This window comes from Bacillus sp. FSL M8-0025 (assembly GCF_037975475.1).
Lineage (GTDB): Bacteria > Bacillota > Bacilli > Bacillales > Bacillaceae > Bacillus > Bacillus subtilis.
On the sequence record NZ_CP150258.1, the window covers coordinates 199,622 to 213,168 of the forward strand.

Sequence of the window (13,547 nt, forward strand, 5' to 3'; positions counted from 1 at the left end):
GTTGACGAGGATGGAGGTTATCGAATTTTCGGCGGATGCCTCCCGGCTGAGTGTGCAGATCACAGCCGTAAGGATTTCTTCAAACCAAGGGGGTGACTCCTTGAACAAAGAGAAATCACATGATCTTCCAAAAAACATGTAGGAGGGGACGATTGAAAGTCCCCTTGAAATTTGACTTTCTTCGTCTCCTTTTACAATCTTAGGAGGAAGAAAAATATGTGTGGAATCGTAGGTTATATCGGTCAGCTTGATGCGAAGGAAATTTTATTAAAAGGGTTAGAGAAGCTTGAGTATCGCGGTTATGACTCTGCTGGTATTGCTGTTGCCAACGAACAGGGAATCCATGTGTTCAAAGAAAAAGGACGCATTGCAGATCTTCGTGAAGTTGTGGATGCCAATGTAGAAGCGAAAGCCGGAATTGGGCATACTCGCTGGGCTACACACGGCGAACCAAGCTATCTGAACGCTCACCCGCATCAAAGCGCACTGGGACGCTTTACACTTGTTCATAACGGCGTGATCGAGAACTATGTTCAGCTGAAGCAAGAGTATTTGCAAGATGTAGAGCTCAAAAGTGACACCGATACAGAAGTAGTCGTTCAAGTAATCGAGCAATTCGTCAATGGAGGACTTGAGACAGAAGAAGCGTTCCGCAAAACACTTACACTGTTAAAAGGCTCTTATGCAATTGCTTTATTCGATAACGACAACAGAGAAACGATTTTTGTAGCGAAAAACAAAAGCCCTCTATTAGTAGGTCTTGGAGATACATTCAACGTCGTAGCATCTGATGCAATGGCGATGCTTCAAGTAACCAACGAATATGTTGAGCTGATGGATAAAGAAATGGTTATCGTCACTGATGACCAAGTTGTCATCAAAAACCTTGATGGTGACGTGATTACACGTGCGTCTTATATTGCTGAGCTTGATGCCAGTGATATCGAAAAAGGCACGTACCCTCACTACATGTTGAAAGAAACGGATGAGCAGCCTGTTGTTATGCGCAAAATCATCCAAACGTATCAAGATGAAAACGGCAAGCTGTCTGTGCCTGGTGATATCGCTGCCGCTGTAGCGGAAGCGGACCGCATCTATATCATTGGCTGCGGAACAAGCTACCATGCAGGACTTGTCGGTAAACAATATATTGAAATGTGGGCAAACGTGCCGGTTGAAGTGCATGTAGCGAGTGAATTCTCCTACAACATGCCGCTTCTGTCTAAGAAACCGCTCTTCATTTTCCTTTCTCAAAGCGGAGAAACAGCAGACAGCCGCGCGGTTCTCGTTCAAGTCAAAGCGCTCGGACACAAAGCCCTGACAATCACAAACGTACCTGGATCAACGCTTTCTCGTGAAGCTGACTATACATTGCTGCTTCATGCAGGCCCTGAGATCGCTGTTGCGTCAACCAAAGCATACACTGCACAAATCGCAGTTCTTGCGGTTCTTGCTTCTGTGGCTGCTGACAAAAACGGCATCGATATCGGATTTGACCTCGTCAAAGAACTCGGTATCGCTGCAAACGCAATGGAAGCTCTATGCGACCAGAAAGACGAAATGGAAATGATCGCCCGTGAATACCTGACTGTATCCAGAAATGCTTTCTTCATCGGACGCGGCCTTGACTACTTCGTATGTGTCGAAGGCGCACTGAAGCTGAAAGAGATTTCTTACATCCAGGCAGAAGGTTTTGCCGGCGGTGAGCTAAAGCACGGAACGATTGCCTTGATCGAACAAGGAACACCAGTATTCGCACTGGCAACTCAAGAGCACGTAAACCTAAGCATCCGCGGAAACGTCAAAGAAGTTGCTGCTCGCGGAGCAAACACATGCATCATCTCACTGAAAGGCCTAGACGATGCGGATGACAGATTCGTACTGCCGGAAGTAAACCCAGCGCTTGCTCCGTTGGTATCTGTTGTTCCATTGCAGCTGATCGCTTACTATGCTGCACTGCATCGCGGCTGTGATGTTGATAAACCGCGTAACCTTGCGAAGAGTGTTACTGTGGAGTAATAAATGTTTAACCCCTTTGGATAAGATTATCTAAAGGGGTGTTTTTATGTCCAAAAGAGAAAGAACGTCTACAGTGGAAAAATGGATTAAAGAAGTTGATGGTACAGGACCCGACTATCGATCGACCATGGCTATAGATTTAAGATGTTTCCTCATTAGGTCGGTCAATCAGGTTAAAAGGCATTAAAACTTTTGCCTAACTGAGTTTTCTAATGTTAATACAGATATAAGAGAGCAGTTCCTCATTATGATACGCTTTTGATAGCAGTTGGAATAAAGCATGCTAGAAATCCGAAAACCGGAGAGCCTATTGGAATGATAACGTGTTTTTTTATTGTCAATTAATAAAGGCAAAAGAATTCTAGAAGTCGCACTTACAATGTACTTGTGGGCCTTAGGTTTTAAAGCTCATTCTTTTTTTATTGAGTACATTCCGGTTTAAGTTGAAATGATTCAGTAAAGGACACGCCATAAATAAAAGGTAGCGTATGATTGCCATTCTTTCCATGGAACCGATATTTCTAAGATTTCATCTTTCGTAGGCTTTCGGTTCATATTACGTAATATTTTTATCGAATGAATAAGACCCACATCATCGATTGGAAAAGCTGTCGGGAACCTAAGGCAGCGCATTAGAACATAATTGGCTGTCCAAGGACCGATTCCTCGTATTTTAATTAAGTTTTTTTCAGCATCTTTAAAGTTCATTTTCATTAATTTTTCCCTCGATAATTCTCCACTTGCCATTAATCTGGCTATTCCAATGATATATTCACTTTTTTTCACCGTCATTTTAATATCTGCCAGGTCGGTAGGGGTTAACCGTGCAATTCGCTCGTACGGTGGGAACACCCAATACTTTTTACCATTCCATTCAATAGAATCGCCAAATGCTTCTACAAATTGCTTCTTTAAGGAGTACGCGAAGGCTAAGTTAATTTGTTGCCCTAAAACTCCCCAACATAAAGCTTCAAATAAATCGGGAATGCCGATCACTCGCAACCCATAAAATTTTCGGGCAGGCATTTTAAGTAATGGATCTGCTTTTGCCATTTCATAAAATGGAGTTAAATCGTTATCAAGATCAAACCATTCATGAATATATTTTACAATCTCTTCCCGTTTCCACTGCTCAACAGGTCTAGAATCGTTTAGGAATTGAACAATCATTTGTTTATTATTGATTACGCTTACCTGCACTAAGGACCGAATTTCCCCAATGGCTATAACTTTTGTAATGATATTGTTCTCTATTTCATACATGCATTCATTTTTTTCCCTGGTTAGGTAGCCTAGGTTCGCATTCATGTCGAAAATTTCAGGTAATGTAATGACAATAACATCATTGACTTCATGCCATGCCACTTTTTCATTCTCCTTATCTTAAATAATTATAAGAAAACTCACGCTGGTTGAAATTAGTTTATCACATAATCATCTTTACTCATTTTGTTATCTTGCTATTACATTCTAACCATCTTATTTTTTTCTATTTATGAGGTTATAGTGTAGTTATCAAGAATGCTAAACGGGAGTAGATAAAAATGGCCCAAGATATAAAAAACGCGTGTCGAAAATTTAAATTGGGATTCAATTCAAAATGAATTAGATGAGCCATGTAAGGAGAGGTGAGATAAATGCCGGATAGTATCAATAACGGACATAAAGAGAGCCATGATCATAGAATTTCGAATGATGTAGAAATGATAACAGATGAAAAGTGGCAAGCAATTATAAATAATGATGCAGCGTACAATAATCAATTTTTCTACGCTGTTAAATCGACAGGGATATTCTGTAAACCATCCTGTAAATCTCGCGTTCCGAAAAAAGAAAATGTATGCATTTTTCCAAACGCAGAACAAGCTCTCCGCGCAAATTTTCGCCCTTGTAAACGTTGCAAGCCCACTAATGAAAAAATGCCTGATAGCGAGTGGGTTGATTTAATTACTGAATACATTGATAAAAATTTCACAGAAAAATTAACGCTAGAATCGTTAGCAGATATTTGTCATGGGAGTCCGTATCATATGCATCGAACATTTAAAAAGATTAAAGGCATTACGCTGGTTGAGTATATACAACAAGTTAGAGTACACGCGGCTAAAAAGAATTTGATTCAGACAAATAAATCGATTGGAGATATCGCTATATGTGTGGGTATAGCTAACGCGCCTTATTTTATTACTTTATTTAAAAAGAAAACTGGACAGACACCAGCACAATTTCGTCAAATGAGTAAAATGGAGGAAACGTACAATGGAAACAAATAAACCAACCCTTTATTGGTCTTTACTAATGTTCAAGAATTGGAATTTTTATATTGCTTCAACTTTAAAGGGGCTTGTGTTTGTAGGTTCACAGAACAAACCAATCGAGGAATTGTTCGAATGGGCTAGGAAACGCTTTCCGGGAAGTCTTCTTGTTGAAGATGATGATAAGCTTGAACCCTATGCCGTTGAAATCACTCAATATCTAGAAGGAAAGCGGAAAAACTTTACTGTTCCAGTTGAGTACGCCGGTACGCAATTTCAGCTAGCCGTCTGGAATGCACTTTGTGAAATTCCTTATGGACAGACGAAATCCTATTCCGACATTGCAAATGATATAAATAAACCAGCAGCTGTTCGTGCTGTAGGTGCGGCTATTGGGGCTAATCCGGTATTAATTACTGTACCGTGCCATCGTGTAATAGGAAAGAATGGCTCATTAACTGGCTATCGGGGCGGATTTGAAATGAAGACACTGCTCCTCGATCTGGAAAAGCGAGCTTCATCTGAAATGGATGTTCCTCATTGAAAGTGAATCATCTATAATGGGTTGGATTATTTTAGAGGAAAGTAAAGACCAGTTTACTGATAAACTTGACAACTTTTAAAATTTATCATATCTTATACGTAACTTAATAATCGATGCCGATGTTTATTTTTCCTTTTAAAATATGTAGGCCTTTAGCATTCTTTTCATATTTCATTTTAAATATTGATAGGATGAAAAAGCATCCTAACTAAAAAGGAAGAGAAACATAAGTCGATTTATTTGATAATCAGGACTATATTAAAGGAAATTAAACATAGCATAAAGTAAAGACCAATAATAAGGTAGCTCTTCAAAAAACTTCGCTGAAGTTAGTTGAAGTGAAGCCGACAATTTTCAGGATTCAATGATCTAACATAATCATTGAAATTTTGAAGTTGTCGGCTTTTTTGTTGGAAAAAAATAGAGATAAATAAAAATTGAAATAAATAATAGACAAATATGATCTGATTGAAAGGTCTTTTGACCAATAATGAGTTTTAAAAAAGGGAGAATTTAGAATGTTAGTTTCGCTGAGTTTGTCATCATTATTAACATTATTTTTTATTATGCTTATGGCTTCTGGGATTAGTGGACTATTGTTTTTACATCCGCGAGTACCCTTGAGTTTTGTTCGCATTCATATTGGGATCTTGGCTTTACCACTTTTGGTTTCCTTACTGATTCTTGCCAATAGTGGTGTGAGTGGAAATGTTGGCCCTTGGCACTTAGATTCCTTAGCTTGTTTAATGACTTTCTTTGTTCTTGCAATTGGATTCATCATTCAGCGTTTTTCTGTACGTTACTTAATGGGGGATCGATCTTATCGAAAATATTTTACGCTTTTTACTTTCACAACAGGAGCTGCTTCAATGACATGGTTAAGTGGTGATCTCCGCTTGATGGTTCTATTTTGGGGAGCGACTCTTGTTGGATTAACCTTACTTATTAGGTTAAACAGTGCTTGGCAAGTGGCTAGTGAAGCAGCCAAAATTTCTGGACGGTTATTTTTGTTAAGTTGGTTTTCTTTGTTTTTTGCGATGACGTGGCTTTTTCATGCCACAGGTCAATGGCAGTTATCATTGGTTGTAACAAATGAAAGTATAGCTGGGCTGGGAGAATGGGAGAGAACAGGGATTCAGCTATTGATTGTACTGGCGGTGATCATTCCTGCAGCTCAATGGCCGTTCCAAAGATGGTTGGTTGAGTCTATTGTTGCTCCAACCCCTGTTTCTGCAATTATGCATGCAGGTTTAGTAAATGCAGGAGGAATAATACTAACTCGATTTTCACCTCTATTTCATGGTGGTATCGCTTCGATTATCTTACTTCTGCTTGCTAGCATTTCTGTATTGATTGGAACTGGAATTAGTTTAGTCCAGGTTGATTATAAACGTCAGTTAGTAGGCTCCACGATTGGACAAATGGGGTTTATGCTCATTCAGTGTGCATTAGGCGCCTATATAGCAGCCATTATTCATCTTATTTTACATGGTTTATTCAAAGCTACGTTGTTTCTACAAGCTGGTTCAGCAGTAGGGCGTCATGAAGTATCGGCTCGCACTAATGAAAGAACATCCTATTTATGGGTCATGGCTGGTCGGATTTTATCCTTAGTAATAGGCGTTGCTTTTTGGCTCGCTGCTCCTGGAGAGGGATATCAATTCATTAGTGCGCTGATCTTAGGGTGGTCATTGTCCGTTTCTTGGAATCAGCTTGTCGCTTTTGGAGAGGGTCGAATTGGCCGAATTGCCGGCTTAACTGTTTTAGGAGGAGCAGCCCTCGTATATTTTATCATTCATAACCTTTTCTATAAGTGGCTGCATACAACCATTTTTCAAAGTGTTCAACCTCCAATGTCAGCTGTCATGATTGTCGTATGTCTCTTATTATTTGGCAGTGCTTTAGGTACATGGGTTGCTCGTTATCGTTCTTCCGTTTTTTTCGCGGTGCTCTATCTTTGGTTAGTTCGATTAGGTGAAGCAAAACCAAAGTCAGTAGAGAGTCACCCAGACTACCTTAAACAATATATTTCATAAGGAGCTAATCTGAGATGGGCATTACATCCGTATTAACGAAAGATAATGTAAAAAAGATAGATACAGATATTGATGTTCAAGAAAGGGATCTTAACGTTTTCATTACATCTGCCAGCCGAGTGATTGCGCCACTTTGGCCTATTTCTACATTTGCTGCACGTAATCCGTGGATGGGACTTGAAAACCAACCTTTTGATCAGGTTGCAAGTTGGTTGAAAAACACTCGCGATGTTGATATATACCCTAGTGCGTCTATGATCCGTTCAGCAAAGAATAAAGGTGAGATTGATGAAGATTTTGTGGAAATGGGGCTGCAGCGTTGGCTTGATTCACATTCTTATCACATCCCACGGGACGTGGCAGAGCGATTTTGTCATGCTGCATTAAAGTTAGATCCCCTGCCTTCCGACCTTTTATCATCACATGAGCTGGAGAAATTAGTAGGTGAATGTAGTGGATTGGATTATATCGAGAATGTGTTTATGCAGCCACTAAGTTCGTATATAGAGAATCAAGATGGTGAAAGGCTAGTCAATATACTAGATCATCATGTCATTAAATGGAGTAAATTATATCTTGATGACTCTCAAGCAGGCTGGACAATGCCTAATCGTGAGGAAGGTTTCTATCGTGCTTGGCAGCATCTCATTCAATATGATCCAGCACTTAGTAAAAAGCAGCGAGAAAGGGTAAAAGGTTGGCCGAAAGAGGCACATTTGGCTTTACAGGAAGCCTTATTCGCACTAGAAATCCCAGAGTCAGAAATCCAGACTTATCTTGAAGGTCATTTACTTTCATTACCTGGATGGGCAGGGATGATGCTTTGGCGCTCCCAGCAATCGAGCCACGAACATGCACTCCTAACAGAATACTTAGCGGTTCGAATATCCATGGAGTGGGCTCTTATAAAGCCATACTTACCTTTGAATGAACGATCTAAGAAAACAATTTCAATTGCTCCCCTTATAGCAGCTTGGATTCATTGGGGTGGGCATACATTAGAAGAATGGTCACAGATGACGGCCATTGAACAAAACGAATATTTATCATTTGCCTACAGCTTTGATGAGAAACTTCGCAAGAAACTTTGGTTAGAAGCTTGGGAACAAACGTACACTGATCGATTAAGCCAGAAGATCATCTCGAAACAACGTGAAACCGGCGGTGAAAAATCTGCATTAGCTCAATTAGCATTCTGCATCGATGTACGATCAGAACCTTTTCGTCGTCAACTAGAAAAAGAAGGCCCGTTTGAAACGATTGGTATTGCTGGTTTCTTCGGGGTGCCAATTGCAACTTGTGAACTTGGCAGTAAACACAGTCATGCTTCCTTGCCGATCATACAAAAACCGCAAAATAAAATAAAAGAGTTCGCAGATGAGGATGTATTCAAAAAATACAATCAACGGAAGCAAGCAATTCATTCTTTAAGCCATACCTTTAAAACGATGAAGCAGAATGCGCTTTCGAGCTTACTACTGCCTGAGCTAAGCGGACCTTGGCTTACTCTGCAAATGGCAGCCCGTAGCTTTGTGCCAAGAAAGGCGGGTCGTTTCATTCGTAATCTCCGTGAGGCTTGGTTACGCAAACCTGATACAAAACTCTCGCTTCATCATGATGCTACAGAGGCAGAAATACCTGTGGGTTTTACTGATGAAGAAAAAGTGAACTATGCTCGCCAAGCATTAAAAATGATGGGGTTAACAGAGAACATCGCACCATTGGTCGTAATTTGCGGGCATGGCAGTCAAAGCACTAATAATCCTTATTCTGCAGCCCTTGATTGTGGTGCCTGCGGTGGAGCGGCCGGTGGATTCAATGCAAGAGTTTTAGCTGCTTTATGTAATCTATCAGAGGTACGAGAAGCTCTTTTAGCTGAAGGAATTAAAATTCCTGAGGATACGGTTTTTGCAGCAGCTGAACATAATACAACAGTAGATGAATTACATTGGCTTTATGTACCAGAGCTTTCCGAAGCTGCACAAGAAGCATTTGAACAAATTGAAGCCGTTATGCCGAAAGTGAGACATCATGTAAACGCAGAACGTCTAGCCCAATTACCGAATTTCCAATCGAAGCTAAAAAATCCGAAGGCTGAGGCAAACCGATTTGCGGAAGATTGGAGTGAGATACGTCCGGAATGGGGACTGGCTCGTAATGCCGCTTTTATTATCGGTAAACGTGAACTAACTCAGGATTGTGATTTGGAAGGCAGAGCCTTTCTCCATAATTATGATTGGAAGCAGGATGAAAGCGGTGAACTCCTAGCAAATATTATTGCAGGACCTGGAACTGTAGCCCAATGGATTAATTTACAATATTACGCATCAACGGTAGCACCTCATTATTATGGCAGCGGAAATAAAGCAACTCAAACCGTTACTGCAGGTCTCGGCGTTATGCAGGGGAATGCAAGCGATTTGTTAGCCGGACTGCCTTGGCAATCCGTCATGGAATCAGATCACGAGGCCTATCATTCTCCTCTTCGTTTATTGATACTCATCCAAGCACCTAGAGAATATGTAGAACGGTTATTAAATAATGATTCAGCATTTCTGCAAAAAGTTCAAAATGGATGGGTCCGACTGGCTAGTCTTGATCCAGAAGGATGTTGGGAAAGCTGGTAATGATGAATCTAAGCATTTATCAAATGGATTTGTTATTCAAAATAAAAATGATAAACATAAGGAAGAGGTGTGCTGTATGAATGTAAACCAAAATAAAAAAGTATTATTTTTGACGGATATTGAAAACGGTTTGGAGCCTATTTTACAAGAAGCGACTAACACTTCTGCAGAGAATATGTTGACTATACAAAGCTATGGTGCCAGTATTTCACATCCTTATGGAGAAATCATGAGGTCTGTTATTTTTGCGATTTACCAGGAAGATGTTGAGGAGATTTTTGTAGTAGGAACAAAAGATAAGAAGACTTCCGCAGGTAATGGACTAACTCAACTTGAAACAATGAAAGATAAAATACAAACATTGGATTATCTGTTTCAAAATTGCAAGCCTGAATTTTTAGGTGGTACGGTCGATGAATGGCTAAATGAAAATAGCAGTGACACCATTGAAAAAAGTGTTGATATGATTCGACATCATCCACTAGTGCCGTCATATGTTAAAGTTAGAGGTTTATTCGTTCATCATAATGATGGAAAACCCTCAATCGTGGAGGTTCCTGATGTTAAAACAGGTCAAGCCATACCTGATCATTGCTTGTCACGATGAAATACAGGTTCAACTTCTAAACGCACCTATATATGGAGAAAGCAGTTCTAAGGAGATTGTATGAGCGCTAATTTAACTGATTTTGTCACGAAAACAATCGAGGAAATGAACTCGTTTGATCGTGAAAATATGGAATGTATGAAAAAACTAATTAGAAAAGCAATTGATTTTTATCATCTAAAATCTTATGAAGAAGTTGAGGAAACCCATTCAGGAAACGTTCGATTTTTGCATGTCCACTCTATGATGGAAGAAAATATGTTATCCAAAATGATAGTGGTCACAAGAAACGGTAAAACTGATTTGGATATTGAAGGTGTATATGAAGGATATGTTGTAAGAGAATATTAATGAGATGAAATCACAAATAGAATATGCCAATTTTTTTGCTCAGGAGATGTATTAGATATGAAAAAGTCGAAGGGTTCTATTGAATCAGAGATCAGTAAGTCCATTACTCAATGGGAGAAGGATTATCTTGGGCGGGGGTCTGTATCTGTTAAGACTGATATACTGCGGGACATGATCATCGTCAATTTAAAAGGGATTTTAACACCAGCTGAATATGTAGTTTGTGGATCAAAAGAGGGTATGTTATCTATCAAACAAACTCGTTCGGAGTTAGTCGAATCAGGTATAGAAGGCCTTAAGGATATTATCTTAAAAATAACCGGAGAAAAAGTGAAAAGTTTTCATACTGATTTAAGCTCCCGGACAGGTGAACGAGTGATGGTATTTAAATTATGTAATGATCTAGAGAAAAATTTGGAAAAGATCTTATAATCTAAAGAAAATAAATGTTTTGACGGTATGGAATTTGTTGTGAATTGAACATAAAGAAATGCCGATTCTTTTGTTTTACAATTATGGCATCATTGATAACTTTTATTCATATCCTAAGCGGACATAAAGAGATGTCAATTCATAGTACACTGACTTGTTATTCCTGTCGAAAGATCTAACATCCGCTGTTGTTATGAGCGGATGTTTTTTTACATCTATTTTAAATACATGAATTTGATGCTGGTGATTAGTCACTTGAACAATATTAAATTCATTTTAATTGAAAACATCCTTGTCACCTGCCAGGTTCACCCAAGTGTTTTGTGAAATGATTATGAGACCAATTTCGTAAAGCTTGATGATAAATTTAAGCGGTGAACAAAATTGATATGCTGTCTTCAGTTTCATTTCACGGAATTAGTCAGAGATAAACCTTTAATTAAATATATCCAAAAAACGGATTGACATATCGAAATATAACGATATAATAATCGATATGGAACCAATTGAAGTATTCAAAGCCTTATCAAATGAATCAAGGCTGCAAATTTTACAATGGCTGAAGGAGCCCGATCGTCATTTTGCACCCCATGAAGGGATTGATATGAACACAATCGGGGTATGTGTCAGTCAAATAACAGACAAATTGAAAATGACGCAATCGACAGCTTCTCAATATCTTACCATCCTTTTAAGAGCCGGCCTAATTAAGGCGGAGCGAATCGGAAAGTACACGTATTACAAAAGAGATGAAGAAGCCATTGGGAAACTTGCTGACTTTCTTAAAACAGAGATATAAAAATAAACATCAAAAGATGTTTATTTTTACACCATACATATCGACATATTACGATGTGTTTATTTTTTATAATAACATATCGATAATTCGTGATATGTTTATTAATAATTAAGGAGTGAATGTTTTATGTCTAACACTTGGAAAATTTATATTTTAGCCATTGTCAGCTTTTTAGTTGGAACCTCAGAGTACATCATTTCCGGAATTTTGGATCAAATTGCTCATACTCTCGGGATCACTTTAGCTGCCGCGGGCCAGCTTATTACCATTTTCTCACTTGTATATGCTCTTTCTACACCCATACTTATGGCGTTGACAGCAAGTATGGATAGACGCAAATTGATGATGTATGCCCTAGGTTTGTTTGTGTTCGGTAATGTCCTGGCTTTTGTACTGCCTGGTTATGGATGGTTTATTGCAGCGCGGATCATTATGGCGATGGGAGCAGGTGTGGTTGTTGTCACCGCATTAACGATTGCCGCTAAGATTGCATCGGAAGGGAAGCAGGGAAGTGCCATCGCTACGGTCGTGATGGGATTTACCGCTTCTTTAATCATTGGTGTTCCGCTTGGAAGAATGATAGCAGTAGCATTAGGCTGGAAGTCTGTATTTGGAGCAATTGCTTTGTTGGGATTGATCGCAATGGTCGTTATTTTCTTTACTCTTCCGCATACTGAAGGGGATAAGCCTGTGCCTTTGCTTCAACAGCTTGCTCTTTTCAAAAAACGGAAAGTGGCTATGGGATTATCAATCACTTTCTTCTGGCTCGGGGGATATTCTGTTGCTTACACTTATTTGTCACCGTATCTCTTGAACATCTCAGGTATAAATGGCAAGTTGCTTAGCGGTGTTTTGCTTATATTTGGAATTGCCAGTTTGGTTGGATCAAAGTTTGGGGGATATAGCACCGATAAATGGGGAGTACCCTTTACACTCGTTGGCGGGATGACATTGCATATCGTCACACTGATTCTGCTGTCACTTGTCACTCATTCCTATATCGGAGTGTTGGTGATTCTCATATTATGGTCGTTTGCCGCATGGTCTACAGGTCCGACACAGCAATTTCACCTGGCTACAATAGAACCGGAAATGTCAGGTGTTTTGCTTAGCATGAATCAGTCAATGATGCAATTCGCCATGGCGGTCGGCGCAGGAATAGGAGGGGTTTTTGTGGAAAACATATCATTGGCCTCGATTACCTGGGTTGGTGCGTTAGGGATTATGATTGCCATTATTACATCATTGCTGATTTTCAATTCGCAACCGAAACAAGCGCTAAAAGATATCAATCAATAATTTCGAAAGATCTAACATCCGCTCGTTATACAAGCGGGTGTTTTTTTTAGCGTAGTCAGTCCATGCATGAGTCTTCCAAGGGCCGACATCGTTCTGTATGTGTCGAAGGTGCACTGAAGCTGAATGAGATTTCTTAAGGCTTTGCCGCGGCGAGCTGAAGTACAGTACGATTGCCTTGATCGAACACTGGAAACACAAGAGAACGTAAACCTGAACATCCGCGTAAACGTCAAGGAAGTTGCCACTTGGGGAGTAAACACTTGCATCATCTCGCTGAAAGGCCTAGACAATGCGGATGACAGATTCGTATTGCCGGAAGTAAACACAGCGCTTGCTCTGTTTCCGTTGTCGATTGCAGCTGATTGCTTACTAATGCTGCCCTGCATCTCGGTTGTGATGTCGATAAGCAGCGTAATGAAGAGTGTTACTGTGGAGTAAGATGTTTAACCCCTCTGGATATTTTAGCCGAAGGGGTTTTTAGTATAGATATTTGATTTAAATTACAGGAGACTTCATTCATTTAACCAAAGTCATTGCTTTCTTAATCACTAAAGTTTATTTGAAAATAATCTCTTGAT

General features: G+C 39.7%; 12 protein-coding genes and 1 pseudogene. 12 read left to right on the forward strand and 1 reads right to left on the reverse strand.

The window, feature by feature from the left end; all coding sequences use genetic code 11:
* Positions 1 to 216: 216 nt before the first annotated feature.
* Both glmS and MKX38_RS01145 read left to right on the forward strand, forming a co-directional pair.
* On the forward strand, positions 217 to 2,019 hold the full coding sequence (glmS, locus tag MKX38_RS01140) for a glutamine--fructose-6-phosphate transaminase (isomerizing) (RefSeq protein WP_015252962.1): 1,803 nt from the start codon (positions 217 to 219) through the stop codon (positions 2,017 to 2,019).
* Between the two features lie 46 nt (positions 2,020 to 2,065).
* A complete protein-coding gene (locus MKX38_RS01145; protein ID WP_129010101.1) occupies positions 2,066 to 2,206 on the forward strand; it encodes a hypothetical protein in 141 nt (46 codons plus the stop codon).
* 266 nt (positions 2,207 to 2,472) lie between these two features.
* Here the strand turns inward: MKX38_RS01145 and alkA are convergent, their stop codons facing one another.
* Positions 2,473 to 3,384: a DNA-3-methyladenine glycosidase II gene (alkA, locus tag MKX38_RS01150; protein ID WP_032722864.1), complete on the reverse strand. Its 912-nt coding sequence runs from the start codon at positions 3,382 to 3,384 to the stop codon at positions 2,473 to 2,475.
* Positions 3,385 to 3,656: 272 nt separating this feature from the next.
* On the opposite strand from alkA, the gene adaA reads away from it, so the two are divergent.
* The 10 genes and pseudogenes from adaA to MKX38_RS01200 form a co-directional block, all read left to right on the forward strand.
* The gene (gene adaA / locus MKX38_RS01155; protein WP_069322324.1) at positions 3,657 to 4,292 is read left to right on the forward strand and encodes a bifunctional transcriptional activator/DNA repair enzyme AdaA; all 636 of its coding nucleotides are present in this window, start codon (positions 3,657 to 3,659) and stop codon (positions 4,290 to 4,292) included.
* Positions 4,279 to 4,818 carry a methylated-DNA--[protein]-cysteine S-methyltransferase gene (gene adaB, locus MKX38_RS01160; RefSeq protein ID WP_015252959.1) on the forward strand — a complete coding sequence of 180 codons (540 nt, stop codon included), beginning with the start codon at positions 4,279 to 4,281 and terminating at the stop codon, positions 4,816 to 4,818. Before adaA ends, adaB begins: the two co-directional genes overlap by 14 nt.
* 518 nt (positions 4,819 to 5,336) lie before the next feature.
* Positions 5,337 to 6,854 (forward strand): NADH dehydrogenase subunit 5, encoded by a 1,518-nt coding sequence (locus MKX38_RS01165; RefSeq protein ID WP_072173700.1) that lies wholly within the window; start codon positions 5,337 to 5,339, stop codon positions 6,852 to 6,854.
* Between the two features lie 14 nt (positions 6,855 to 6,868).
* The gene (locus tag MKX38_RS01170; protein WP_339188338.1) at positions 6,869 to 9,481 is read left to right on the forward strand and encodes a YbcC family protein; all 2,613 of its coding nucleotides are present in this window, start codon (positions 6,869 to 6,871) and stop codon (positions 9,479 to 9,481) included.
* 76 nt (positions 9,482 to 9,557) lie between these two features.
* Positions 9,558 to 10,088 carry a carbonic anhydrase gene (locus tag MKX38_RS01175; RefSeq protein ID WP_088325228.1) on the forward strand — a complete coding sequence of 177 codons (531 nt, stop codon included), beginning with the start codon at positions 9,558 to 9,560 and terminating at the stop codon, positions 10,086 to 10,088.
* Positions 10,089 to 10,148: 60 nt separating this feature from the next.
* Positions 10,149 to 10,439: a DUF6407 family protein gene (locus tag MKX38_RS01180; protein ID WP_014475635.1), complete on the forward strand. Its 291-nt coding sequence runs from the start codon at positions 10,149 to 10,151 to the stop codon at positions 10,437 to 10,439.
* A gap of 57 nt (positions 10,440 to 10,496) precedes the next feature.
* Entirely contained in the window at positions 10,497 to 10,871 is a 375-nt protein-coding gene (locus MKX38_RS01185; protein ID WP_003246482.1) for a DUF2294 domain-containing protein, read from the forward strand.
* A gap of 496 nt (positions 10,872 to 11,367) precedes the next feature.
* Positions 11,368 to 11,670 carry a metalloregulator ArsR/SmtB family transcription factor gene (locus tag MKX38_RS01190; RefSeq protein ID WP_003234907.1) on the forward strand — a complete coding sequence of 101 codons (303 nt, stop codon included), beginning with the start codon at positions 11,368 to 11,370 and terminating at the stop codon, positions 11,668 to 11,670.
* A gap of 126 nt (positions 11,671 to 11,796) precedes the next feature.
* On the forward strand, positions 11,797 to 12,969 hold the full coding sequence (locus MKX38_RS01195; protein WP_339188341.1) for an MFS transporter: 1,173 nt from the start codon (positions 11,797 to 11,799) through the stop codon (positions 12,967 to 12,969).
* A 95-nt stretch (positions 12,970 to 13,064) separates the two neighbouring features.
* Positions 13,065 to 13,407, forward strand: a pseudogene (locus tag MKX38_RS01200) (glutamine--fructose-6-phosphate aminotransferase); the annotation flags it as partial.
* Between the last annotated feature and the right edge of the window lie 140 nt (positions 13,408 to 13,547).